Here is a 23443-nt window from a genome sequence, read left to right as displayed (position 1 = left end):
GCGACCTTCGGCGAGATTGCGCTCAGGGTCGTGGATGCGCCCTCACCCACAGCCGTTACGGCAATCTCGGCGCGGGTGGCTCACTGCAGTTGCACCGCTCGCTCGAGATCCAGGATCTGCCGGGTGGTCTTGACCACCACGTCGGGGTTCAGGCTGATCGAGTCGATGCCGCAGCGAACCAGGAACTCGGCCATGTCGGGATAGTCCGACGGCGCCTGACCGCACAACCCGGAGTGAATCCCGTTGCGGCGGCAGCCCTCAACCGCCAGCCGGATCATCTCCTTGACCCCCTCGTCGCGTTCGTCGTAGTCGAAGGCCACGATCTCGCTGTCCCGGTCGACGCCCAGGGTCAGCTGAGTGAGGTCGTTGGACCCGATGGAGAACCCGTCGAAACGCTTGGCGAACTCGTCGATGAGGATGACGTTGTTGGGAATCTCGCACATCGCGTACACCTTGAGCCCGTTCTCCCCGCGGCGCAGGCCGTGTTTGGCCATCTCCGCCAGCACCAGGTCCGCCTCGGCCACCCGGCGCACGAACGGCACCATCAGCACGACGTTGGTCAGCCCCATCTGTTCGCGCACCCGCTTCATCGCCCGGCACTCCAGCGCGAATCCTTCGGCATAGGCCGGGTGCGCGTAGCGCGAGGCGCCGCGGAAGCCGATCATCGGGTTGCTCTCGGCCGCCTCGAAGCTGCTGCCACCGACCAGGCTGGCGTACTCGTTGGTCTTGAAGTCCGACATCCGCACGACGACGGGCTTGGGCCAGAAGGCGGCGGCGATGGTGCCGATCCCTTCCGACAGGCGCTCCACGAAGAACTCGGCGCCGTCGGAGTAGGCGTACGTCAGCGTGTCGATGGTCCGCCGGGCCTCGGGGTCGTCCACCCGGTCGGGGTGCAGCAGGGCGAGCGGGTGCACCCGGATGTACTCGCTGATGATGAACTCCATCCGGGCCAGCCCCACGCCGTCGTTCGGCAGAAACGACGTCTTGAACGCCAGATCCGGGTTGCCGAGGTTGACCATGACCTCGGTGTGCGGGCGCTCCTGGTCGGACACCTCGGTGTGGTCGACGCGAAAGCCCAACTCGCCGCGGTAGACCCGCCCCGTGTCGCCCTCCACGCACGACACCGTGACGAGCTCGCCGTCGGGCACGCTCGTGGTGGCGTCACCCGCGCCGACGACGGCGGGGATGCCGAGCTCGCGGGCGATGATCGCCGCGTGGCAGGTGCGGCCGCCGCGATTGGTGACGATGGCCGCCGCGATCTTCATGATGGGTTCCCAGTCGGGCGTGGTGATGTCGGCGACCAGCACGTCGCCGGGCTGGAACTCCGACAACTTGCCGAGGTTGTCCATCCGCCGGGCGATGCCCGTGGCGACCTTCTCGCCGACCGAGCGGCCCTCGGCGAGTACGTCCTTGCGCTGGGCGCCCTTGCCCTCGAGCACGTAGCTTTCGATCACCGTCTTGCTGCGCTGCGAGGCCGCGGTCTCGGGGCGCGCCTGGACGATGTAGAGCCGCCCGTCGAGACCGTCCTTGGCCCATTCGATGTCCATCGGCCGCCGGTAGTGGGCCTCGATGGCGCAGGCGTAGCCGGCCAGCTCGAGGACGTCGTCGTCGGTGACGCAGAACCGGGCCCGGTCGGCCCTGGGCGTGGGGATGTTGCGGGTGGTGTTCTTCGTCTCACCCTCGACGAAGATCATCTTGACCGCCTTGTCCCCGATCAGCCGGCGCAGCACCGCCCGGTGGCCGGCCTGATACGTCGGCTTGTGGACGTAGAACTCGTCGGGGTCGACGGCGCCCTGGACCACGTTCTCGCCGAGCCCGTAGGCGCCCGTGATGAATACGACGTCGTGGAAGCCGGATTCGGTGTCCAGGGTGAACATCACTCCCGACGAGGCGAGGTCGGAGCGCACCATCTTCATCACGCCGATCGACAGCGACACCTTGAAGTGGTCGAAGTCCTGGTCGATCCGGTAGTGGATGGCCCGGTCGGTGAACAGGCTCGCGAAGCACCGCCGGCAGGCGTCCAGCAGGCTCTCGGTGCCCTTGATGTTGAGGAAGGTCTCCTGCTGGCCGGCGAAGCTGGCGGTCGGCAGGTCTTCGGCGGTCGCCGAGCTGCGCACGGCCAGGCTGACGTCTTCGCCGTACTCCTCCTGCAGCTGCCGGTAGGCGGCCGTGATCTCGGCGGCGAGCTCCGGGGGAAGCCCTGCGCCGTAGACGATTTCACGCGCCCGCTTGCCCTTGCGCGCCAGCGCGGTGACGTCGTCGGGGTCGAGGTCGTCGAGCGCGGCGTGCAACGCGTCCCAGGCGCCGGCGCGGTCCAGCACGTGCCGGTAGGCCTCGGCGGTGATCGCGAAGCCGTGCGGTACCCGCACGCCCTGCCCGGTGAGCTTCTGGAACATCTCGCCCAGCGAGGCGTTCTTCCCACCGACCAGCGGGACGTCGGAGATGCCGATCTCCTCGAAGAAGCGGACGTAGGTGAAATCGCTCATGGTGTTCTTCCTCCGGTGGATTGCATCGAAACGCTTCGCAGATAGCGCTGTTCGCTTTCGCGCGGTCCGGACGTCGGCGGTCAGCTGCCTCCAGGCGTGCTCGAACGTGCGGTCAGGTCCGTGCCGGATGCGGCGGCGAAAGCATCTGCCTCGCTGCTCAATTGCCCTCCTGTCACCCCGCTCACGATATGCGCGGGCGCGCGCGACCACAGCCGCCGTTTGGCCTCAGTAGTTGAGGACTTACGGCCCTGCCAGCGGCGCAGTGTGGCGCGGAAAGTAACACCGTGGACCAATTGACCGCTCTGGACGCCGGTTTCCTGGAGGTCGAGGATTCCGATCCACACGTCAGCCTCGCGGTGGGCGGGGTGTCGATCGTGGAGGGGCCGGCCCCGACGTACGAGGAGTTCTTCGAGTCGTTCGCCGGACGGGTCGCGACGATCCCGCGCTGCAGGCAGGTCCTGCGGACCCATCCGCTCGACCTGCGACCGCCGAACTGGGTGGACGACCCGCACTTCGACCTCGCGCGCCATTTGCATCGCATCGCGCTGCCGCATCCCGGTGGCGACGCGGAGCTGTTCGAGTTGATCGCGTCGTTGATGGAGCGTCGGCTCGATCGCGAGCGCCCGCTGTGGGAGTGCTGGATCATCGAGGGGCTCAGCGCAAATCGCTGGGCGGTGCTGACCAAGATTCACCACTGCGTCGCCGACGGCATCGCGACGACGCAGCTGCTGTCGAAGTTCAGCGACGACGGCGACGGCGACACCTTCGCCGCCGACGTCGGCGCCGGCCGGAAGCCGGCCCGGTCGGGTCCGGCCAAGGTGGGCCTCAACCCGTTGAGCTGGGCGAGCGGCATCGGCCGCAGCGCGTTCGGCGCGGTGACGGCGGCCGAACACGCGGCGATCGGCGCGGCCGAGCTCGCGGCCGGGCTGCTGCACCCCGCCCCCGAATCGTCGCTACGCGGGCCGGTGACCACGATGCGGCGTTACAGCGCGGCCCGCGCCCGGTTGGCGGACATGCACAAGGTGGCCCGGACCTTCGGGGTCACGCTGAATGACGTTGCGCTGGCGGCGATCACCCACAGTTATCGCGGCGTCTTGCTGGCGCGCGGGGAGCAGCCGGGCCCCGACTCGCTGCGCACCCTCGTCCCCGTTTCGGTCCGCGCGGTGGACCACTTCAACGTCGCAGGCAACCGGGTTTCGGCGATGTTGCCGTTGCTGCCGGTCGACGAGGCGGACCCGGTGCGGCAGCTGAAGCTGGTGCACGATCGGCTCGCTCACGCCAAAGCCAGCGGGCAGAGCGAAGGCGGCAGCGCGATGGTGGTGGCGGCCAGGCGCACCCCATTTGCGCTGTCCGCGTGGGCCATTCGGCTGCTCTCACGGATACCCCAACGAGCGGTGGTGGCGCTGGCGACCAACGTGCCCGGGCCACGGAGCCGACAGCGGCTGATGGGCCGTCGGGTGCTGGAGTTGTTGCCGATCCCGCCGATCGCCCTTCAGGTGCGCACCGGCGTCGCGATGCTCAGCTACGCCGACACCTTCGTCTTCGGCATCACCGCCGATTACGACACCGCACCCGACATCGACGCGCTCGCCGGCGGCATCGAGGAGGGCATGGCGCAACTGGTCGCGGCCGCCCGCAAGAAACGCCGCAAGTCGTCATGACCCGTCGGGTCGGGCGACGCGCTGCTGCGCGGTGAGCAGCAAGTGGTCGAACTCCGCCCGGGCGCCCAGGCGCGCGCCGGCGCGGCGAAAGTCGTCGGCGATCTGCTCGGCGAGCGGGCGCAGCTTGATATTGGCTTCCTGGGACAGCCATTTCAGCAATTCGAAAGCCGCGTCGTCGCTGATGCCGTAGACCAGCATCAGCATGCCCTTGGCCTGTTCGATGCCGGCCCGGTTCTCGCTGATCGCGGCGAGCTTCTCGCTGACCAGCTCCTCCTTCGACTGGCCCGGGGCCGGCGTGACGTCGATGTAAAACCCGTGCGTTCCCACCACGTCGCCGTCATCGTCGAAGATCCGGTCGCCCACCACGACGACGTGGTGCACGTTGCCGGCGGTGTCGACGATGCGATGGCGCGTGCTGAACGCCTGTCGGGCGTGCACGATCTGCTCGATGGTGGCCGCGACCTGGCCGCGGTCGTCCGGATGTTTGTGCGAGAGCACCAGGTCGGTGGTGGGCGTGACGGTCCCGGGCTCATACCCGTGCATCCGCTGCACCTGCTCCGACCACTCCCAGTGCTGGTCGGTGAAGTGGAAGCGAAACCAGCCGGCTGGTTGCGCGGCCCCGCCGACCAGCGCCTCTTCGACGCTGGCCGTCTGGCCGTCGAGTTCCCACTTCATCTCGCACCCGCCCATGCCGTTGTGCCCGCGGTGGGCGGCGGCCCGTGTGCACGACACCAACTCCGACCGCCGCCCCCACCGGGCGATCAGGCGTTGATGACCTCGCGCTGCGAGGCGTTCTCGTTGATGGCCGTCTGGGCGTCGCCCCGGCCGACGGTGATCTTGCGCGGCTTGGCCCGCTCGGCCACCGGAATACGAAGGCGCAGAACACCTTCGCGGTATGACGCCTCGATCTTGTCGGTGTCGAGGTTGTCACCGAGGACCAGCTGCCGACTGAACACCCCGCGGGGGCGCTCGGTGGCCAGCATCTCCCGGTTGGGGTCCAGGGCCGGCCGCTCGGCCCGCACGGTCACGACGTTGCGCTCGATGTCGATGTCGAGCGAGTCGGCGTTGATGCCGGGCAGGTCGAACTCGACGACGAATTCCTCGCCTTGGCGCCACGCGTCCATCGGCATCACCGCCGGCCGGGCGGCGGTGCCGAATACCTGGTGCGCGAAGCGGTCGAGGTCACGGAACGGATCGGTACGCATCAGCATGGTGGTCACCTCTCACTCCAATCTAGGCTGTGGTCTGGCAATTACCTATGTCCAATGACATAGATTTCATATATCACTATCGACACAATCACGCAAGTATGGTAGATAGATTTTCTGAGCCCACAGCTTCTTCGAGGAGACGCGTGATGACCGACCAACGCGGCGATTTCGGCGCCCCGGCGCCCAATCACGGCGTGTACGGCATCTCGGTGGCCGCCGAACTGTCCGGGATCGCGGTGCAGTCGTTGCGCCTGTACGAACGATATGGGCTGATCACCCCGGCGCGAAGCGATGGCGGGACCCGGCGCTACAGCGCCGACGACCTGGCCCGGCTCAAACGCATCAGCGAGCTGGTCGACTCCGGGGTCAACCTGGCCGGCATCGCCCGCATCCTCGAGCTCGAGGACCACAACGCGACGCTCTCCGCCGCCAACACCGACCTGCGGTCCACCAACCGGACGTTGCGGAAGGCCGCGAAAATCGGGGATTCTCCGCGTCAGACCGCCGAACTCTGCGACGAGGACGCTTAGGGCGCCCGCCGATTGCCTTCACCGACTTCGGGTACCCAGCCAGCTGTCCCTAGTGAAGGAGAGGCAATGGCAGAGGTGGCGGAAGCCAAGAGCCAGGTGGTCGACGGCGCACGGCGCGAAGCGGACGAGTACCGCGGCGACGAGCCCCGGCCGCTGGGTGGCTACCTGGCGGTGCTGGCGATCTACGCCACCGTGGTGGCCGTCGCGACCGTGGCCGCGCTGCTCACCGGGCGCACGTTGCCGACGCGGTGGCGCATCCAGGACCTGGTCACGGTGACCCTCGGCACCCATAAGCTCTCGCGGACCCTGACCAAGGACGCGGTGACGAGCCCGTTGCGGGCGCCGTTCACCCGCTTCGCCGGCAGCGGCGGGCCGGCCGAGGTCATGGAGGAGGTCCGCGACGAAAGCCCGCTCCGGCACAGCCTGGGCGAGCTGCTGACCTGCCCGTTCTGCCTGGACATGTGGGTGGCGACCGGCTTCGCGATCGGCCTGGTGTTCGCCCCGCGGTACACCCGCCTGGTCGCCGGCGTCTTCACCGTGTTGACCGGCGCCGACTTTCTGCAGCTCGTCTACGCGATGGCGCAGAAGGCGGCCGAAGGCTGACGCGCTCAGCCGGTCTTCGGCATCGGGATGCCCTCGCTCGCCGCGAATTGCGCGTCCTCCTCGGACGCCAGCCCGATGGAGACCACCGACCGGTCGAACAGTAGGTCCGTCAGGTAGGCCAGTGCGACCGCCCATCGGTTGACGCCCCGCGGAATCGCGTACAGGTGGTACGACCGGGTCACGAATTTCGCGGGCAGCCCGGACAGGTGGATGTTCAGCGGGTTGGCCACCGCGTGCCACGGTCCCAGGTCGACCACCAGCCCGAGGTTGCGGTGCTTGTACTCCTTGGGGCTGCCGTAACCGAGGCTGGCCGCCACGTTGCGGGCCAGCACCTTGCCCTGCCGAGTCGCGTGCTGGGCCGTCGGCGGCGTGATCTTGCCCGGCTGGGTCAGGTCGGGAACGGCGGCCGCGTCGCCGGCCGCGAACACGTCCGGGTGCTCCGGCACCGAAAGATCGGCCCCGACGTTGAGCCGGCCCCGCTCGGTGGGCAACCCCAGCTCCTGGATCAACGGCGCACCCGTGACACCGGTCACCCACGCGACAGTGCGGGTCTCGACGCGCGAATCATCGCTGAGCACAACGTGATCGGCGTGCGCCTCCTTGAGCGTCACGCCGAGCCGGACGTCGATGCCGCGCCGGCGCAGCACCTTCTGCGCGGCGTCGCCCAGTTTCTTGCCCACCTCCGGCATCACCTGCTCGGCGAGATCGAGGAGCAAGAACTTGACGTCGGCGGGGTCGAAGCGCATCTGCTTGGCCGCCGCGTCGGCCAGCGCGCGCAACTGCGCCACCAGCTCGGTGCCGGAATAGGAGGCGCCGACCACGACAACCGTGCGCCGGGCCGCCGCCACCCGCGGGTCGTCCTCGATGTTGGCCAGCTCGAGCTGCTCGACGAAATGGTCTCGCAGGTAAAGGGCCTCGGCGGTGGTCTTCAACCCGCGCGCGCAGGTCGCCAGCCCGGGCACGTCGAACAACCGCGTCACCGATCCGGGCGTGAGCACCAGCCGGTCCCAGGACATCGTGTGGCTGCGTTCCTCCGGGTCGCACCAGGTCAGCGTGTGCCGGTCGAAGTCCACCCCATCCACGCGGCCGCGCACGGCGTGCACGCCCTTGAGGGTGTTGGCCAGCGGGATCGCGACGAACCGGGCGTCGACCACCCCGCCGGCGACGTCGGGCAGCAACGGCGTGTACAGCATGTAATCCACCGGGGAGATGATCGTGATGTCGACCTCCGCGCGCCGTCGGCGCAGAATGCGGGCCAGACGGTGTGCGCAAGTGAAGCCGGTGAAGCCGCTGCCAACGATCACGATTGAGGTCACCAATCCGAGTGTAGGACGGCTTGCCCGCAGAGACCCGCGGCGTCGCGCCGTGATATCGGCGACAGCAACGAAATCTGTTTGGTGCCAGCACATTACGCGTGTTCGCTTTGGACGGAAGATAATCGCGCCGTCCCCGTAGCGGGCACGACCGGGGTTGCGCTTCGTAAAATGGCTCCTAGACTTCGTTTTGTGGGTTGACGCACCGCAACGCCGTTCGCACGCTTGAATGAACGAGGCGTCGCTCTCGCGCAGCAGCGTGCGCGGGGTTCGTAGCCCAGGGGGCAGACCTTCGAGAGGGGGCGCCATGCAAAACGGCAATGCGGTCGTGGTCACTCAGCTGGCCGAGCTGGTTTCCAGCCTCGAACGCCGGGAAACCGACACCAGCGCGGGGCTCAACCAACTCATCGATAACAGCGTCCTGCACGTGGCGGGCTGCCAGTACGCCGGCATCACCCTGGCCGAGCGGAGCAAGTCGGTCATCAACGTGGCCGCCACGCACCGTTACCCGATCCTGTTGGACGCCATCCAGAACCGCTACGGGGAGGGGCCGTGCCTGGATGCCGCCTGGCGGCACCACGTGATGCACGTCGACGACCTCACCGAAGACGAACGGTGGCCGCGGTATCGGCGGTACGCGATCGAGCAGACGCCGATCCGGTCCATCCTGTCCTACGAATTGTTCGTGGACCGCGGCACCCTGGCCGCGCTGAACTTCTACGCCGACTCCCCGCACGCGTTCCCCGACGACTCGGTGGAACTCGGCGGCGTCTTCGCCACGCACATCGCGCTGGCGTGGTCGGTGTTGCGCCGCCAGGACCAGTTCCGCAGCGCCCTGGCGTCGCGGGACATGATCGGTCAGGCCAAGGGAATCATCATGGAGCGGTTCAACCTCGACGCGGTCGAGGCGTTCGAGCTGCTCACCCGCCTCTCGCAGAAATCGAACACCCGGCTCACCGACATCGCGAAGTCGCTGATCGACAACGAACACCCCCTCAAGCGCCGGCACCACTGACGCCGCGTTTCGGTCCGAGCCAGGCGGGTATGCGCCACGCACATGAAGGCTGTCACGTGGCACGGCAAGCGCGACGTACGAGTGGAGTCGGTGCCCGACCCGAAGATCGAGAAGCCCACCGACGCCATCATCGAAGTCACGTCGACCAACATCTGCGGGTCGGACCTGCACCTCTACGAGATTCTCGGCGCGTTCATGAAACCGGGGGACATCCTCGGACACGAACCCATGGGCATCGTACGCGAGGTCGGCGGCGAAACCGGTGACCTGCGGGTCGGGGACCGGGTCGTCATCCCCTTCCAAATCTCCTGCGGCACTTGCTACATGTGCGATCAGCGGCTCTACACCCAGTGCGAGACCACCCAGGTGCGCGAGCAGGGCATGGGGGCCGCGCTGTTCGGCTACTCCGAGCTCTACGGTGAGGTCCCCGGCGGCCAAGCCGAACTGCTTCGCGTCCCACAGGCTCAGTTCACCCACATCAAAGTCCCTGTGGGGCCGCCGGATTCGCGATTCGTCTACCTGTCCGACGTGCTGCCCACCGCCTGGCAGGCGGTGGCCTACGCCAACATCCCGGACGGCGGCACCGTCACCGTGCTCGGCTTGGGCCCCATCGGCGACATGGCCGCGCGCATCGCCGACCACCTGGGCTATCGGGTGATCGCGGTCGACCTGGTGCCCGAGCGTCTGGGCCGCGCCGCGCAGCGCGGCATCCACACCATCGACCTGGGTCGGCTCGACTCCCCGCTCGGGGACGCGATACGGGACCTGACCGACGGACGCGGTTCCGACTCCGTCATCGACGCGGTGGGCATGGAAGCGCACGGGTCCCCGGCGGCCAAGTTCGCCCAGCAGGCCACCGGCATGTTGCCGGACTTCATCGGCAAGCGGCTCATGCAGACCGCCGGCGTGGACCGGCTCAGCGCGCTCTACTCCGCCATCGACATCGTCCGCCGCGGTGGAACGATATCGCTGATCGGCGTGTACGGCGGGACGGCCGACCCCCTGCCGATGCTCACCCTGTTCGACAAACAGGTGACCCTGCGGATGGGCCAGGCCAACGTCAAACGGTGGGTGGACGACATCATGCCGCTGCTGACCGACGACGACCCGCTCGGCGTCGACACCTTCGCCTCCCACGTGCTGCCCCTGGACCAGGCCCCGCACGGCTACGAAATCTTCCAGAAGAAGCAGGACGGGGCGGTGAAGGTCATGTTACGACCTTGAAAACCGTTTAGCGGCAAGGCCTTCCGAACCACCGTTTGGGGCAGGCCCCCGTAGGGTATTGATTGCGCCATGACATCCGCAGAAGCCACCGCCCCCACGCCGACCGGAGAGGTGTGGCCGGGCCGCGCCTACCCCCTGGGCGCCACCTACGACGGGGCGGGCACCAATTTCGCCGTCTTCAGCGAAGTCGCGGAGCGGGTGGAGCTGTGCCTGTTCGACGCCGACGGCAACGAGAGCCGGGTTCCGCTGCCCGAGATCGACGGCTACATCTGGCACGCCTACATCCCCAACATCGAACCCGGCCAACGCTACGGCTACCGCGTGTACGGCCCGTACGACCCGCAGAACGGGTTGCGGTGCAACCCGAACAAGCTGCTGGTGGACCCGTATTCGAAGGCCATCGACGGCAGCTTCGAGTGGAACCAGGCCCTGTTCAGCTACAACTTCGGCGACCCGGACAGCCGCAACGACGACGACTCCGCCGCGTTCATGCCCAAGTCGGTGGTGATCAACCCCTACTTCGATTGGGGCAACGACCGGCCGCCGGACCATCAATACGCCGACACGGTCATCTACGAGGCGCACGTCAAGGGGCTGACGCAGACCCACCCCGACCTCCCCGAGCAGTTGCGCGGCACCTACGCGGGCGTGGCGCACCCGGTGATCATCGAGCACCTCAAGAGCCTGGGCGTCACCGCGATCGAGCTGATGCCCGTGCACCACTTTGCCAACGATTCCACCCTGGTCGACAAGGGCCTGTCGAATTACTGGGGCTACAACACGATCGGCTTCTTCGCGCCGGACTTCAAGTACTCCAGCTCGACCTCGCCCGGCGGTCAGGTGCAGGAGTTCAAGGCCATGGTGCGGGCGCTGCACGAGGCCGGCATCGAGGTGATCCTCGACGTCGTCTACAACCACACGGCCGAGGGCAACCACATGGGCCCGACGTTGTCGATGCGCGGCATCGACAACGCCGCGTACTACCGGCTCGTCGACGACGACAAGCGGTACTACATGGACTACACCGGGACCGGCAACAGCCTCAACGTCGGGCATCCGCACGCCCTGCAGCTGATCATGGACTCGCTGCGCTACTGGGTGACCGAGATGCACGTCGACGGCTTCCGTTTCGACCTCGCCTCGACGCTGGCCCGCGAGTTCTACGACGTCGACCGGCTGGCCACGTTCTTCGAACTGGTGCAACAGGATCCGACGGTCAGCCAGGTCAAGCTGATCGCCGAGCCGTGGGACGTCGGGCCGGGTGGCTACCAGGTCGGCAACTTCCCGCCGCAGTGGACGGAATGGAACGGCAAGTACCGCGACACCGTGCGCGACTTCTGGCGCGGGGAGCCCTCGACGCTCGACGAGTTCGCCTACCGCCTGTCGGGGTCCGCCGACCTCTATGAGCACACCGCGCGCCGGCCGGTGGCCTCGATCAACTTCGTCGTCGCCCACGACGGTTTCACGCTGCGGGACCTGGTCTCCTACAACGAGAAGCACAACGAGGCCAACGGCGAGAACAACAACGACGGCGAGAGCCACAACCGGTCCTGGAACTGCGGCGTCGAGGGGCCGACGGACGACCCCGAGGTCAACGCCCTGCGCGCGCGCCAGCAGCGCAACTTCCTCACCACGCTGCTGCTGTCGCAGGGCGTCCCGATGATCTGCCACGGCGACGAGCTGGGCCGCACCCAGAACGGCAACAACAACGGGTACTGCCAGGACAACGAGATCACCTGGATCGATTGGTCCAAGGCCGACAACGGCCTGCTGGAGTTCACCCGCATGGTCACGGCGCTGCGCGCCAATCACCCGGTGTTCCGCCGGCGCCGGTTCTTCTCCGGCAAGCCGCTCGGCCGCCGCGGCCAGGACGGGCTGCCCGACATCGCCTGGTTCACCCCCGAGGGCACCGAGATGACCGAGGAGGACTGGGGCGCGGGATTCGCGAAGTCCGTCGCGGTGTTCCTGAACGGGCATGGCATCCCCGATCGCGACGCGCGGGGGCAGCGGGTGCTCGACGACTCGTTCCTGATGTGCTTCAACGCCCACTACGAACCGATCGAATTCACTTTGCCGCCAAAGGAATTCGGCGCCGCCTGGCAACTCGTGGTGTTCACCGGTCCGGAGGAGGAGACGCCCGCGGAGGAGGTGCCCGGCGGGGGCACGCTCACCGTGGACGCACACACCGCCGTGGTGCTTCAGGCCCCTGACGGGGGCTGACCCGCCCGGGTGACCGGGGACCTTTCGCCCACGCTTTGGTTACTTTGTGCCCTCAGGCATCGGATGCCTTCCCGCGCACACTGTTCGTTGCGCCGCCCCGGGAGGAAGGGACCGCCGATGGACAGGCCGAGTTGCGACGCGTGCCTGAACGACGTGGCCTGGTGCCGGCGGATTGCCGTGCTGGTGGTGTTCACCCTCGCGACGTTGACGTGGGTGGGTTGGGCGGCCGGCATCGATCCGCTGACCCGGATCTATCGGGCCTGGCCGCAGATGATGCCCTGGACCGGTTTGTGGCTGGTGGCACTCGGTGCGGCCATCCTCTTGCAGTCGGGTCGCCCCTCGAGGGGGCGGGTGTGGGCCGGGCGCGGCCTGGCCGTGGTCGTGGGTGCCCTTGCCGCGATCACCCTCGTGGAATACGCCACCCGCGGGGTGCCCGGCCTGGACCTGATGTGGTTCGGCGACGCGGTGCGCGCCTCCGGACAGGTGTGGCCCGGCCGGCCGAGCCCGCAGACGGCGACCTCGGCCGTGCTCCTGGCAGCCGCCGCGGCGCTGACCCGGGTGGACCGCGGGACCCGCTTGGTCTGGCCCGCGTGCATGGCGGCGGGCGGGGCCATCCCCTTCGTCACGGTCGGGGCCTACCTGTTCAACGCCTTGGCGCTGGTGGGTTACTCGCCCGGAACCGGCCAGGCGCTCATGACGGCGCTCGCGCTGTTGCTGATCGCCGCGGCGACGGCGCTGGCACGCCCCGACCGGTTTCCGGTGGCCTGGCTGCTCGCCCGGCCCGACAGGTCGTCGCTGCTTCGGTTGGTGGGTCTGCTGGCCGCGCTTCCGATCGTCGTCGCGGTGTCGCGGCCGATATTTCTGCGGCTCGGGCTTGCCGAACCCGCGGACTGGACCTTCTCGATCCTGCTGGGCACCCTGATCGTCGGGGTGATCATGTTCGCATTCATCCAGAACGAGCAGCGACTCCTGATCGAAAAGGAGATGGTCAGCAAGGAGCGCGCCGAGGCCGAGGCCCGCTACCGCATCCTCGCCGACAACGCGGTGGACATCGTCGTACACCTGCGCGACGGCGAGGTCGCGTGGATCTCGCCGTCGGTGGAGGCCGCGTTGGGCCGGCCACCGGAAAGCTGGACCGGTTTGGATCTGGACCGCGAGATCCATCCGCGGGACGTTGAGACGGTCAGGGCCGCGCTTGCGAGGGTCGCGACCGGCGAATCCGTCCGGCAACGGTTCCGGGTGCGCTCCGCCGACGGCGGATACCACTGGGTGGAGGGGCACGGGAAACCGTACGTCGACGCCGAGGGCAACATCGACGGCCTGATCGCGGCGGTGCGCATGATCGACGAGCAGGTCGAGGCGGAGCAGCGCCTCGAGCGGTTGGCCCGGTTCGACACCCTGACCGGTTTGGTGAATCGGGCCGAGGCCCTCGGCCGGCTCGCCTGCGCGCTGGAGGAACCGCAGCCGGCCGGAACGTATGTGGGCGTGTTGTTCTGCGACGTCGACCATTTCAAGGAATTCAACGACACGTGGGGACACGGCGTGGGCGACCTGGTGCTCGCGACGCTGGCGGCCCGAGTGCAGGACAGCGTCCGGCGCGGTGACACCGTGGGCCGGACCGGCGGCGACGAGATCCTGGTGCTGTTACCCGGCGTCGGCAGCATCGACGAACTCGGCCGGATCGCCGAGAAGATTCGTCGTCGTGCCGCCGAACCCATCCACGCATCGGGCAAGACGTTCTCCGCGACGCTGAGCATCGGCGCCACGCTCGCCCTTCCCGGCGACTCGGTCGACACGATCACGGCCCGCGCGGACGAGGCCATGTACCGCGCCAAGCTGGGGGACCGGAACACGGTCGTGCGGAATTAGGCAGCAGCCCACAAGGACAGTCGTGGTGGACGCCTCGAGCGGGCTCGGCCGCCGTCGAGGGGCTGAGAAATAGCGGCGCGCGCCGATCCGATGACCTCGGCGTGCGTCCTCGCGCAGAATATGCTTCTGCTGCTTAACCATTTCTCTGCCGCGTAACCGCAAGACGTCTTCGCCGGGTGAGGGGGGTGTGGGTGGATCGGTCGGGCTCCAGCGTGCGCCTGGAAACCGCGCTGCCCCGGTTCGCTCGGGCGATCGTCATGATTGTCCTGACCGCGGCCGCAGTCGCCTGGGTGGGCTGGAGCACCGGCGTGGATCCACTGACGCGGCTGTATCCGACCTGGCCGGTGATGACGCCCTGGACGGCGTTGTGTCTGGGTGCGCTCGCGGCGGCGGTGCCGGCGCAATCGGGTCAGCCCTCTCGCGCCCGGGTGTGGGCCGGGCGAGTCTTGGCTATCGCGGTGGCTGTCGTCGCCGTCGTCGTGCTTGCGGAGTTCGCCACCGGCCGATCGTTCGGCCTGGACGAGGCCTGGTTTGGCGATGCGGTGCGGATGCGGCAGGCGTCCTGGCCAGGGCGTCCGAGCCCGCAGACGGCCCTGTCGCTGCTGGCGGTCGCCGGCACGGTGATCCTGATACGCCTGAATCGCGGTACCCGCCTGCTCTGGCCGCTCTGCGTGGCGGCCGGTGCGGTCATTCCGTTCGTCACCGTCGCGGCATACCTGTTCGACGCTTTGGCATTGGTGGGGGTGTCGGCCTCGACCGGTCAGGCGATGGCGACCGCCTCGGCCCTGCTGCTGCTCCTCGTGGCCGCGTCGTTGGCGCGCCCCGACCGGCCTCCCCTCTCGTTGATTTTCGACCGGCCGGACTGGCGCTCCGTGGTTCGCTTGGTGGGCGTTGTGGCCACCTTCCCCCTTGTTGTGGCGCTGTCCAGAGCGACGTTTTTGGCCCTCGGTCTGCACGGCGAGCATCAGGAGTGGACCCTGTCGATAGTGGTGGGCACGCTCGTCGTCGGGGCGGTCACGTTCTACTTGAGCCAGCGTGAGCAGCGAGAGCTCCTACAAAAAGAGCTGGTGAGCAAGCTGCGCGTCGACGCCGAAAACCGCTATCGGATCCTGGCCGACAACGCCGTAGATGTCGTCGTCCACCTGCGCAACGGTGAGGTTGCCTGGATATCGCCGTCGGTGGTAGCCGCGCTCGGCGGGCCGCCACAGCGGTGGATGGATGCCGGCTTCACCAGTCGCATCCATCCCGAAGACCGCGAAACCGTCGAATCCGCGCTGCAGCGGGTCGCCGACGGTGAGACGCTCATCCAAAGGTTCCGGGTGCTGTCCGTCGATTCCGGGTACCGCTGGGTCGACGGCCACGCGAAAACGTATGTCGACGCCGACGGCAGGACCGATGGTCTTATCGCATGGTTGCGGCTTGCGGACGATCAAGTCGAAACGGAGCGGCGACTCCAACGGCTGGCCCACTTCGACACGTTGACCGGCCTGGCAAACCGCGCCGAGATCATGGGCCGCCTCGAGGCTGCGCTCGCAGAGCCACAGCCTTCCGGGACCTACGTCGGCATTTTGTTCTGCGACATCGACCACTTCAAAGAGATCAACGACACGTGGGGGCACGGCGTCGGCGACATCGTGCTGGCCACCCTGGCGGCACGGATTCGCGACAGCGTGCGCAGCCAGGACGCCGTGGGACGCGTGGGAGGCGACGAGATATTGATCGTGCTGCCCGGTGTGCACGGTGCCGACGAGGTTGCCGAGATCGCCGACGGAGTTCGCCGCAACAGCGGCGAACTCATCGACGTCGGCGGCAACACGATTCGCACCACCCTGAGCATCGGCGCCACGATCGCCGTTGCCGGAGAGCCGGTTTCGTCGGTCACCGCCCGTGCGGACGAGGCGATGTACGAGCAGAAGCGGGCCGACCGCAATGCCCTCACCCGATTCTCGGTCGAGCGATCGTTGCGGCGGACACGCCACGCTTGACGCGCCCGGCGGTGACATGTTGAGCGACTGCTCGATACGCTGTGCCTGCATCAGCTCGTTACAAGAGAGGGCACATATGTCAAGGACAGTTGTGGTGGGCGCCTCGAGCGGGCTCGGCCGCTGCATCGGCGTCGGCCTCGCCGAGCGGGGCGATCAGGTCGCGCTGCTGGCCCGGCGCCGCGAGCGCATCGAGTCGGCGGCCAAGGAGGCCGGCCCGGGCGCGGTCGCCATCGAGTGTGACGTCACTGACGAGGCGTCGTGCCGGTCGGCGATCGCCTCCGCGGCCGACGCCCTCGGCGGCATCGACAACATCGTCTACACCCCGGCTGTCGGCCCGCTGGTCCGCATGGTCGACACCGACGCCGCCACCTGGCGGCGCATCTTCGACACCAACGTGATCGGCGCCGCGCTGGTGACCGCCGCGGCGCTGCCGCACTTGACGGTCTCGGCCGGCAAGGCGGTCTACCTGTCCTCCGACGCGGGCACCTTCGGGCCGCCGTGGCCGGGCCTGGGCGCGTACGGCGTCAGCAAGGCCGCCCTCGAGCGGATGGTGGACGCGTGGCGGGCCGAGCATCCCGACATCGGGTTCACCACCTTCATCGTCGGCGAGTGCCCCGGCGGCGAGGGGGACGCGGCGACGGGCATGAACATCGGCTGGGACATGGACCTCGCCATGAAGGCCGTCCCGCTGTGGGCCTCCCGCGGCTGCATGCCCGGCAAGCTGATGCCCGTCGAGGATCTGATCGACGTGGTGCACACCATCCTGCGGACCAACTCCGCGACGTCGATGCCCGTGGTGGTGGCCCGGGGCGCGCCGGCCAGCCCCGCCGCGTTCGCCGACTCCGCGCAGTCCTAGCGGCGATCGCGAGCGCGGGCGGAGCCCGGGCGCTGCGGGTCGCCGCCGTCGGTCCTAGCGGCCCAGCTTCTCGCGGACCAGGTCGGACAGGAAACGCCCGGCCGAGGTCGGCCGGAAGGCGCGGGCCGCCCCGGTGAGCGCCTCGCGGGCGTCGGGGGGCAGGTCGATGTCGGCGGCGGCGACGTTGAACTCCAGCTGCTCGACGCTGGACGCGCCGGGGATCGCCACGACGCCCGGGTAACTGATCAGCCAGGCCAGCGCGACCTGGGCGGGCTTGGCACCGACGGTGGTCGCGACGTCGCGCAACGTCTGCAACAGGGGCTCGACGCGGCGCAGGTTCTCGGTGCCGAACAGGGAATTGAGCGCCCGAACGCCACCGGGCCTGTTGTCCAGGCCGTATTTGCCGCCCAGCAGCCCCTGCTCGAGCGGGCTGTAGGCGATCACGACGCGGTTCTCCCGCTCGGCGAACGGCACCAGGTCCTCCAGCGGCCCGGCGTGGGCCAGCGAAAAGTGCACCTGATTGCTGACGACCGGCCGGCCCAGCGCGGCGTCGGCCTTCTGCCACCGCGCCAGCGAATAGTTGGAGACGCCGACCGCGCCGATCTTGCCGGCGTCGAGCAAGTCGCGCATGCCCGGCATGATCACCGTGTCGGGGACCAGCGGATTGGACTGATGAATCTGGTAGAGCGGGATGCGGTCGAGGCCCAGCCGCCGCGCGCTGGCGCGCTCGCGCTGCTTGACCACGGCGGGGAACGGCGCCACGGGCATGATCTTGCTGGCCACCGCGACGTTGGCGCGCTCGTCGCCGAGCGCCTCGCCGAGGATCCGCTCGCTCTTGCCCAGCCCGTAAACCTCGGCGGTGTCGAACAGCGTCACCCCCAGCGCCAGGGCGCGGCGCACGATGTCACCCGCGGCGCCGGAGGCGTAGCTGTCCCCGTAACCCCACTCCCGTGACCCGAACTGCCAGGTGCCCAGGCCGATCCGGCTGACCCGGCCCACTCCGTCGACGTCGACATACCTCATGGGCCCACCCTAGCCAGGCAGCTTTCCCAGCACGTAGTTGGCGATGCCCAGGCCGCCCAGCCGCGGCTGACCGCTGTCCGTCGTGCCGCTGCAGGACACCATCAGGTCGACGATCACGTTGGCCTTGGCCGCGATGACGCGGGCCGACCGGATCTGCACTCCCCGCGGCGTCAGATCCTGGGTGGTGACGCCGTTGCCGGCGTCGGCGGGTGCGCCCACCGAAAAGGTGAGCGACTCCCCGTTGCGGGGCGTGAGGGTCACGGTCGAGCCGCCACATTGGCGCCATCCCGCCAGCAACGCCGCCAGCTGCGCCCGGGCGGCGGCCGGGTCGTGGAAGGCCACGACCGCCTCGATGACCTGGGTGGATTTCAGGAAGCTGCGCGAGTCGCGGAACTCCGCCGCGCGGTATCCGGTGACACCGGCACCGGCGTAGGCGTCGGGCGTTCCTGGCGCGATGCTGCCCCAGCATTCCGGCCGGTCGATGGCCCCCTCCGCGCTGGACTGGCCCAGGTTGTCCCACGTCTGGCCGGCTTCGAGGTTCTGGTCGGAGGTGATGTTGCGCAGGGCGTCGGCGCCTGGCAGCAGCGCCGCCAGGTCGTCGGGCGCGACCGGACCCGGGGGCGCCGGGGGTGCCGCGCCGGTTGTCGGGGCGGGCTCGGCGGTCTGGGTCGACGGGGCGGCGCCCAGGGTGGCCCACGCGACGACAGCGACGACGGCGAGGGTCATGAACGCGTACGACAGCGCCAGCCCCACCCGGGCGCGGTCCCGGCCGAGTTCGCCGGTGCGGCGAATCTGCGCCAATCCCGCGTGTCCGAGGATCGCCCCGACGGGCGCGAACACGAACGCGAACACCAGCGACAGCGTCGCCAGCACGTTGACCGGCGGCCGGTAGGGCACGGCGGGCGGGGGCGCGAAGACGGGCGGCGTTTCCACCGGGGATGGCGCGGGCGGAACCCGGCCGAGCGGGTCGTAGGTGTACGGATTCTGCCAATACGGGTCCTGCGGGTTGGTCACGCCAGCGCCTCCTTACCGGCCAACCTGCCCGAAATGTAGCCGAAGCCGGGGCGTCAGAGGCGCGGCTTGGCGACGCCGACCACGTAGGGCACGTCGGCGAGGGTCAGGTACACCCGGTGGGGCCCGATCGCCATGCCCGACAGGGACGCGGATTGGGCCGCGGGCGGCAGCCCCGCCCGGTAGTCGATCGCGCGGATCACCGGGATCGTCCCCGTCGGGAAGCCGGTGAAGCTCGCCGTCTCCAGCACCACCACCTCGTGGTCCGTGGCGGCGTAGATCCTGGTGTCGTCGGTGCCCAACGCGCGGATCGGCGCCGGCAGCCGGGTGCGGGCCAGCACCGTGAGCCCCTCCCCGCCGCGGCGGGAATCCACGGCGTACAGCGTGGCGTCGTCGTGGCCGGCCACGTAGCTGCGCGTCACCGCGGCGCCGTCGCCCGCCGAGACCGCGACGTTGATCCGCAAGGACCCGCGCTCCGCTGGAGGCGACGAAGATCCTTGGTAATGGCGGATTCCGGACGGCGCATAGGCGTGGTAATCGATCTCGCGGCCACGATTGGCGCCGTCGATGGTGTCCGCCGGGTCGCCGGCGATCCGCGCGGTGGGTAGCTTGCGGTCACCGTACTGATCCACCGGTGTCACCGACGTTCCGTCCGCCGATAGCGCGAGCAGCGTGCGCAACCCGGCGTCTTCGGACAGATACGCCGGGGCGGGTCCGGCGTCGAAATCGCCGATCTGGCGCAGGCTTTCGAGGTCGACCTCGGCGACCCTGCCGCGCTCGGGCTGCGGCACGAACACGATGCGGTCGTCCCGCTGGCTGATCTGCAGGTTGCGCCCGGCCGCCATGGGCGCCGACAGCCGCGTCCTGGCGTCACCCGGGCGGTCGCCCGCGCTCACCTCGGCCACCCGCTGATCGCCCGTGAGCGCGACCAGGGCGTGCGTCCGATACGACCACACCGGCTCACGCAAGGGCGCGGCGACCGACCACAACACGACGTCGGGCGCGCTTTCCAGCGACGCCCCCGGCGCCGCGCAGCCGGCCGTCACGACCAGCGCGCCCATGATCGCCGCACGACTGCGCATTCCGGCCACAAGCGTTCTCCTCGTTCGCGACTTGATGAGGAACTACCCACTGGTGGACGGCCGTACCGTTTGGTCGCCGAATTCGTCGGGTAGCCGAACAGGAGCGCGCAACAGCCCGCGCGCGGAATGAAATGGGAAGGACATCATGGCTCACAACGCCATCACGTCGCCCACCGATGTGGTCGACTTTCTTGTCAGTCAGCACCAGCAGATCAAATCGTTGTTCGCCAAAACCTTGGCGGCGTCGGGCGAAGAACGCGAAAAGGCGTTCGTCGAACTGCGCCGACTGCTGGCCGTCCACGAAACGGCCGAAGAAGAAATCGTGCACCCGCGGGCCAAGCGGAAGCTTTCGGACGGCGCCGCGGTGGTCGACGAGCGACTGCACGAAGAGCACGAGGCCAAGACGGTCTTGCAGAAGCTGGAGAAGCTCGACGTGGACAGCGCGGAGTTCACCAGCCTGCTGACGCAGCTGCGCGAGGCGGTCGTCGAGCACGCCGAGCACGAGGAGCACGACGAGTTCTCCAAGCTGGGCCAGGAATTGAGCGGCGAGGAGCTGGAGCGGATGGGCCGCGCGGCCAAGCTCGCCGAGGCGATCGCGCCGACGCGGCCGCACGCCGGAGTCGAGTCGCAGGCGGCCAACCTGGCCGCGGGACCGTTCGCGGCGATGCTCGACCGGGCCCGCGACGCCATCGTCGGGAAGGGTTAGCACGACTCACTGGGGTGCCCCCGCTCGAAGGTCGACGTGAGCGGGGGCGCCCCAGCCCGGGGTAGGTAAGGGAGCGCCATGACCGCCACCAAGGCACCGGGTGCCGCGCGGTACCTGCCCGAGGAGCCGGGACTGGAATCGCTGCGGGCCGCGGCCGAATGTTGCCGCGGTTGCCCGCTTTTCGCCGACGCCACCCAGACCGTCTTCGGCCGCGGGCATCCCGGCGCGCCGATCATGCTGGTGGGTGAGCAGCCGGGCGACCAGGAGGACCGCGCGGGTGAGCCGTTCGTCGGGCCGGCCGGGCGACTGCTCGCCCGGGCGCTGGAAGACGCCGGCATCGATCCCGCGCTGACGTACGTGACGAACGCGGTCAAACACTTCAAGTTCACCCGCAAGGGCGGCAAGCGGCGGATTCACCAGAAGCCGGGACGCACCGAGGTGGTCGCCTGCCGGCCCTGGCTCATCGCCGAGATCGAGGCGGTGCGACCGCAGGTCGTCGTGTGCCTCGGCGCGACCGCGGCACAATCCTTGCTGGGGGCCGACTTTCGCGTCTCCACCCAGCGCGGCCAACAGATGCGGTTGCTCGCCTCCGTCGTCGACGTCGAGCCCGAGCCGACCGTGGTGGCGACGGTGCATCCGTCGGCCCTGCTGCGCGACCGCAGCGATGGACGCGAGGAGGCTTACCGGCTCTTCGTCGACGATCTGCGCGGCGCCGCCTCGTCGAGTCGCTGACGCCTCCCTCTCATCCCTTCTTGTGCGGCATGAACTCCTGTGCCTTGGTCTTGAGGCCGACCTTGACGAAGCCGACGCGGTCCTCGTCACCGGAGAGCACGGCGGCCGTGGCCGACTTGAACTGATCCCAGGTGGCGTGCGGCGGGATCGGCGGCATGTTCGGATCGGTGAACACGTCCAGCACGGTGGGGCGGTCCGCCGACAGCGCGTGACGCCAGGCGTCAGCGAGCTCGTCCGGGTCCTTGATGGCCATCGCATTGAGGCCCAGGCTGCCCGCGAAGGCCGCGAAGTCGACATCCGGAAGCGCTTGGGACTCATGGAATTTCGGGGAGCCGGCCATGGCGCGCATCTCCCAGGTGACCTGGTTGAGGTCGTTGTTGTGCAGGATAGCGATGACCAAGCGCGGGTCCTCCCACTCCTGCCAGTACCGCTTGATCGTGATCAGCTCGGCCATGCCGTTCATCTGCATGGCGCCGTCACCCACGAACGCGATGACCGGCCGGCGCGGGTTGCCGAACTTGGCGCCGATCGCGTACGGCACGCCGGGGCCCATCGTGGCAAGCGTGCCGGACAGTGAACCCCGCATCTGGCCACGGAAGCGCAGGTTGCGGGCGTACCAGTTGGCCGCCGAACCGGAGTCGGCCGTCACGATGGCGTCGTCGGGCAGCTGCGGGGAGAGCTCGGAGTACAGCCGCATCGGGTTGATCGGGTCGGCGCTGACGTGGGCTTCCTTGTCCATCGTCTCCCACCAGCGCGCAACGTTCTTTTCGATCGTCTCCCGCCAGGACCGGTCGTCCTTGCGCCGCAGGTGCGGAATCAGAGCCCGCAGCGCGGATTTCGCGTCGGCGACCAGGTTCACCTCGTACGGGTAGCGCATCCCGATGAGCCGGCCGTCCACGTCGATCTGCACCGCTCGGGCCTGCCCGAATTCCGGCAGGAACTGCGTGTACGGGAAGCTGGAGCCCACGGTCAGCAGGGTGTCGCAGTCGCGCATCAGCTCATAGCTGGGCCGCGTGCCGAGCAACCCGATCGAGCCGGTGACCCAGGGCAATTCGTCGGAGAGCACGTCCTTGCCCAGCAGCGCCTTGGCCGCTCCGGCGCCCAGCAGGTCGGCGACCTCGCTCAGCTCTTCGTGTGCCCCGCGCGCCCCGGTGCCGGCCAGGATGGCGACCTTCTTGCCCGCATTGAGGATGTCGGCCGCGCGCGCGACGGCCGCGTCGTCGGGTGCGATCTCCGGATATTCGATGCCGAGGCTGGAGGGCACCATCTTGAACGCGTGCCCGGGCGGGGAGTACGGCAACTCCTGCACGTCGCTCGGGATGATCAACGCCGTCGGGGCGCGCTGAGTCATGGCGATCCGGATCGCCCGGTCGAGCACGTTGGGCAATTGCTCGGGGACGGTAATCATTTGGACGTAGTCGCTGGCGACGTCCTTGAACAGGTTCAGCAGGTCGACCTCCTGCTGGTAATTGCCGCCCATGGCGGTGCGGTTGGTCTGCCCGACAATGGCCACCACCGGAACGTGGTCGAGCTTGGCGTCGTAGAGGCCGTTGAGCAGGTGGATGGCGCCCGGTCCCGACGTGGCCGCGCACACCCCGACCCGGCCGGTGAATTTGGCGTAGCCGACCGCCTCGAACGCGCTCATCTCCTCGTGGCGCGACTGAATGAATTTCGGCTTGTTGTCCGCGCGGCCCCACGCGGCGAGCAGCCCGTTGATGCCGTCACCGGGGTAACCGAACACATGCTCGACACCCCAGGCGCGCAATCGCTCCAGCAGGTAGTCCGAGACCTCTTGCTTAGCCATTGGTGTTCCTCCTAGACAGACGGTTTTCGATGACGATTCGCTACCTACGCCGGCCGACGCTAAAGCCACGGGCGCGTGCGGTTTGCTGCGAAGGCCCACGGCCGTCCGTTTC

19 protein-coding genes are annotated in these 23443 nt (G+C 68.7%); 11 read left to right on the top strand and 8 right to left on the bottom strand.

Annotated elements, in window-relative coordinates:
• Positions 1–80: 80 nt before the first annotated feature.
• Complete coding sequence (ppsA, locus tag A5681_RS07690) at positions 81–2486, bottom strand: phosphoenolpyruvate synthase (RefSeq protein WP_067271582.1); 2406 nt, start codon at positions 2484–2486, stop codon at positions 81–83.
• A gap of 284 nt (positions 2487–2770) precedes the next feature.
• Between ppsA and A5681_RS07685 the strand changes: the two genes are divergently transcribed.
• Positions 2771–4147, top strand: a complete 1377-nt coding sequence (locus tag A5681_RS07685; RefSeq protein WP_067271580.1) for a WS/DGAT/MGAT family O-acyltransferase — start codon at positions 2771–2773, stop codon at positions 4145–4147.
• Here the strand turns inward: A5681_RS07685 and A5681_RS07680 are convergent.
• Positions 4142–4822, bottom strand: coding sequence for a PAS and ANTAR domain-containing protein (locus A5681_RS07680; RefSeq protein ID WP_067271677.1), 681 nt, complete (start codon positions 4820–4822; stop codon positions 4142–4144). The genes A5681_RS07685 and A5681_RS07680 overlap by 6 nt on opposite strands.
• Before the next feature lie 86 nt (positions 4823–4908).
• Entirely contained in the window at positions 4909–5358 is a 450-nt protein-coding gene (locus A5681_RS07675) for an Hsp20/alpha crystallin family protein (protein ID WP_067271674.1), read from the bottom strand.
• Between the two features lie 146 nt (positions 5359–5504).
• Between A5681_RS07675 and A5681_RS07670 the strand changes: the two genes are divergently transcribed.
• A complete protein-coding gene (locus A5681_RS07670) occupies positions 5505–5888 on the top strand; it encodes a MerR family transcriptional regulator (protein ID WP_067271577.1) in 384 nt (127 codons plus the stop codon).
• A 66-nt stretch (positions 5889–5954) separates the two neighbouring features.
• Entirely contained in the window at positions 5955–6491 is a 537-nt protein-coding gene (locus tag A5681_RS07665; RefSeq protein WP_067271574.1) for a DUF1360 domain-containing protein, read from the top strand.
• A 5-nt stretch (positions 6492–6496) separates the two neighbouring features.
• On the opposite strand, the gene A5681_RS07660 is transcribed toward A5681_RS07665, so the two are convergent.
• Positions 6497–7807 carry an NAD(P)/FAD-dependent oxidoreductase gene (locus tag A5681_RS07660; RefSeq protein WP_067271670.1) on the bottom strand — a complete coding sequence of 437 codons (1311 nt, stop codon included), beginning with the start codon at positions 7805–7807 and terminating at the stop codon, positions 6497–6499.
• 304 nt (positions 7808–8111) lie between these two features.
• Here A5681_RS07660 and A5681_RS07655 point away from each other — a divergent pair, with 304 nt between their 5' ends.
• The 6 genes from A5681_RS07655 to A5681_RS07630 all read left to right on the top strand — a co-directional run bounded on the left by A5681_RS07655 (position 8112) and on the right by A5681_RS07630 (position 16973).
• Positions 8112–8819, top strand: a complete 708-nt coding sequence (locus A5681_RS07655; RefSeq protein ID WP_067271571.1) for a GAF and ANTAR domain-containing protein — start codon at positions 8112–8114, stop codon at positions 8817–8819.
• Positions 8820–8861: 42 nt separating this feature from the next.
• On the top strand, positions 8862–10043 hold the full coding sequence (locus tag A5681_RS07650; RefSeq protein WP_067271568.1) for a zinc-dependent alcohol dehydrogenase: 1182 nt from the start codon (positions 8862–8864) through the stop codon (positions 10041–10043).
• A gap of 69 nt (positions 10044–10112) precedes the next feature.
• A complete protein-coding gene (gene glgX / locus A5681_RS07645; protein ID WP_067271565.1) occupies positions 10113–12263 on the top strand; it encodes a glycogen debranching protein GlgX in 2151 nt (716 codons plus the stop codon).
• Positions 12264–12380: 117 nt separating this feature from the next.
• Positions 12381–14132 (top strand): diguanylate cyclase domain-containing protein, encoded by a 1752-nt coding sequence (locus A5681_RS07640; protein ID WP_067271561.1) that lies wholly within the window; start codon positions 12381–12383, stop codon positions 14130–14132.
• A gap of 191 nt (positions 14133–14323) precedes the next feature.
• Complete coding sequence (locus tag A5681_RS07635) at positions 14324–16117, top strand: sensor domain-containing diguanylate cyclase (RefSeq protein ID WP_067271668.1); 1794 nt, start codon at positions 14324–14326, stop codon at positions 16115–16117.
• Between the two features lie 76 nt (positions 16118–16193).
• The gene (locus A5681_RS07630) at positions 16194–16973 is read left to right on the top strand and encodes an SDR family oxidoreductase (protein WP_067271559.1); all 780 of its coding nucleotides are present in this window, start codon (positions 16194–16196) and stop codon (positions 16971–16973) included.
• A 54-nt stretch (positions 16974–17027) separates the two neighbouring features.
• Here the strand turns inward: A5681_RS07630 and A5681_RS07625 are convergent, their stop codons facing one another.
• The 3 genes from A5681_RS07625 to A5681_RS07615 are packed head-to-tail and all read right to left on the bottom strand — an operon-like array spanning position 17028 to position 20089.
• Positions 17028–17996, bottom strand: coding sequence for an aldo/keto reductase (locus A5681_RS07625; RefSeq protein WP_067271557.1), 969 nt, complete (start codon positions 17994–17996; stop codon positions 17028–17030).
• Positions 17997–18005: 9 nt separating this feature from the next.
• Positions 18006–19010 carry a sensor domain-containing protein gene (locus A5681_RS07620; protein ID WP_067271553.1) on the bottom strand — a complete coding sequence of 335 codons (1005 nt, stop codon included), beginning with the start codon at positions 19008–19010 and terminating at the stop codon, positions 18006–18008.
• A 53-nt stretch (positions 19011–19063) separates the two neighbouring features.
• Entirely contained in the window at positions 19064–20089 is a 1026-nt protein-coding gene (locus A5681_RS07615) for a hypothetical protein (RefSeq protein ID WP_067271551.1), read from the bottom strand.
• A 145-nt stretch (positions 20090–20234) separates the two neighbouring features.
• Between A5681_RS07615 and A5681_RS07610 the strand changes: the two genes are divergently transcribed.
• Together A5681_RS07610 and A5681_RS07605 are read left to right on the top strand one after the other, a co-directional pair.
• The gene (locus tag A5681_RS07610) at positions 20235–20795 is read left to right on the top strand and encodes a hemerythrin domain-containing protein (RefSeq protein ID WP_067271547.1); all 561 of its coding nucleotides are present in this window, start codon (positions 20235–20237) and stop codon (positions 20793–20795) included.
• Between the two features lie 78 nt (positions 20796–20873).
• On the top strand, positions 20874–21527 hold the full coding sequence (locus A5681_RS07605) for a UdgX family uracil-DNA binding protein (protein ID WP_067271543.1): 654 nt from the start codon (positions 20874–20876) through the stop codon (positions 21525–21527).
• Between the two features lie 10 nt (positions 21528–21537).
• Here A5681_RS07605 and A5681_RS07600 read toward each other — a convergent pair whose 3' ends face one another.
• Positions 21538–23331, bottom strand: a complete 1794-nt coding sequence (locus tag A5681_RS07600; RefSeq protein ID WP_067271541.1) for a thiamine pyrophosphate-requiring protein — start codon at positions 23329–23331, stop codon at positions 21538–21540.
• Positions 23332–23443: the final 112 nt, after the last annotated feature.

This window comes from Mycobacterium scrofulaceum, assembly GCF_001667885.1.
GTDB lineage: Bacteria > Actinomycetota > Actinomycetes > Mycobacteriales > Mycobacteriaceae > Mycobacterium > Mycobacterium scrofulaceum_C.
The sequence above is the reverse complement of the archived record's forward strand: the minus strand, read 5'-3'. Positions and strand labels throughout refer to the sequence as shown.

Excerpts from the sequence above, each read along its gene's own strand:
- glgX (WP_067271565.1), top strand. The coding sequence starts at position 10,113 with ATGACATCCGCAGAAGCCACCGCCCCCACGCCGACCGGAGAGGTGTGG.
- A5681_RS07655 (WP_067271571.1), top strand. The coding sequence starts at position 8,112 with ATGCAAAACGGCAATGCGGTCGTGGTCACTCAGCTGGCCGAGCTGGTT.
- A5681_RS07680 (WP_067271677.1), bottom strand. The coding sequence starts at position 4,822 with ATGAAGTGGGAACTCGACGGCCAGACGGCCAGCGTCGAAGAGGCGCTG.
- A5681_RS07630 (WP_067271559.1), top strand. The coding sequence starts at position 16,194 with ATGTCAAGGACAGTTGTGGTGGGCGCCTCGAGCGGGCTCGGCCGCTGC.
- A5681_RS07650 (WP_067271568.1), top strand. The coding sequence starts at position 8,862 with ATGAAGGCTGTCACGTGGCACGGCAAGCGCGACGTACGAGTGGAGTCG.
- A5681_RS07610 (WP_067271547.1), top strand. The coding sequence starts at position 20,235 with ATGGCTCACAACGCCATCACGTCGCCCACCGATGTGGTCGACTTTCTT.
- A5681_RS07625 (WP_067271557.1), bottom strand. The coding sequence starts at position 17,996 with ATGAGGTATGTCGACGTCGACGGAGTGGGCCGGGTCAGCCGGATCGGC.
- A5681_RS07670 (WP_067271577.1), top strand. The coding sequence starts at position 5,505 with ATGACCGACCAACGCGGCGATTTCGGCGCCCCGGCGCCCAATCACGGC.
- A5681_RS07675 (WP_067271674.1), bottom strand. The coding sequence starts at position 5,358 with ATGCTGATGCGTACCGATCCGTTCCGTGACCTCGACCGCTTCGCGCAC.
- A5681_RS07605 (WP_067271543.1), top strand. The coding sequence starts at position 20,874 with ATGACCGCCACCAAGGCACCGGGTGCCGCGCGGTACCTGCCCGAGGAG.
- A5681_RS07665 (WP_067271574.1), top strand. The coding sequence starts at position 5,955 with ATGGCAGAGGTGGCGGAAGCCAAGAGCCAGGTGGTCGACGGCGCACGG.
- ppsA (WP_067271582.1), bottom strand. The coding sequence starts at position 2,486 with ATGAGCGATTTCACCTACGTCCGCTTCTTCGAGGAGATCGGCATCTCC.
- A5681_RS07640 (WP_067271561.1), top strand. The coding sequence starts at position 12,381 with ATGGACAGGCCGAGTTGCGACGCGTGCCTGAACGACGTGGCCTGGTGC.
- A5681_RS07615 (WP_067271551.1), bottom strand. The coding sequence starts at position 20,089 with ATGCGCAGTCGTGCGGCGATCATGGGCGCGCTGGTCGTGACGGCCGGC.
- A5681_RS07600 (WP_067271541.1), bottom strand. The coding sequence starts at position 23,331 with ATGGCTAAGCAAGAGGTCTCGGACTACCTGCTGGAGCGATTGCGCGCC.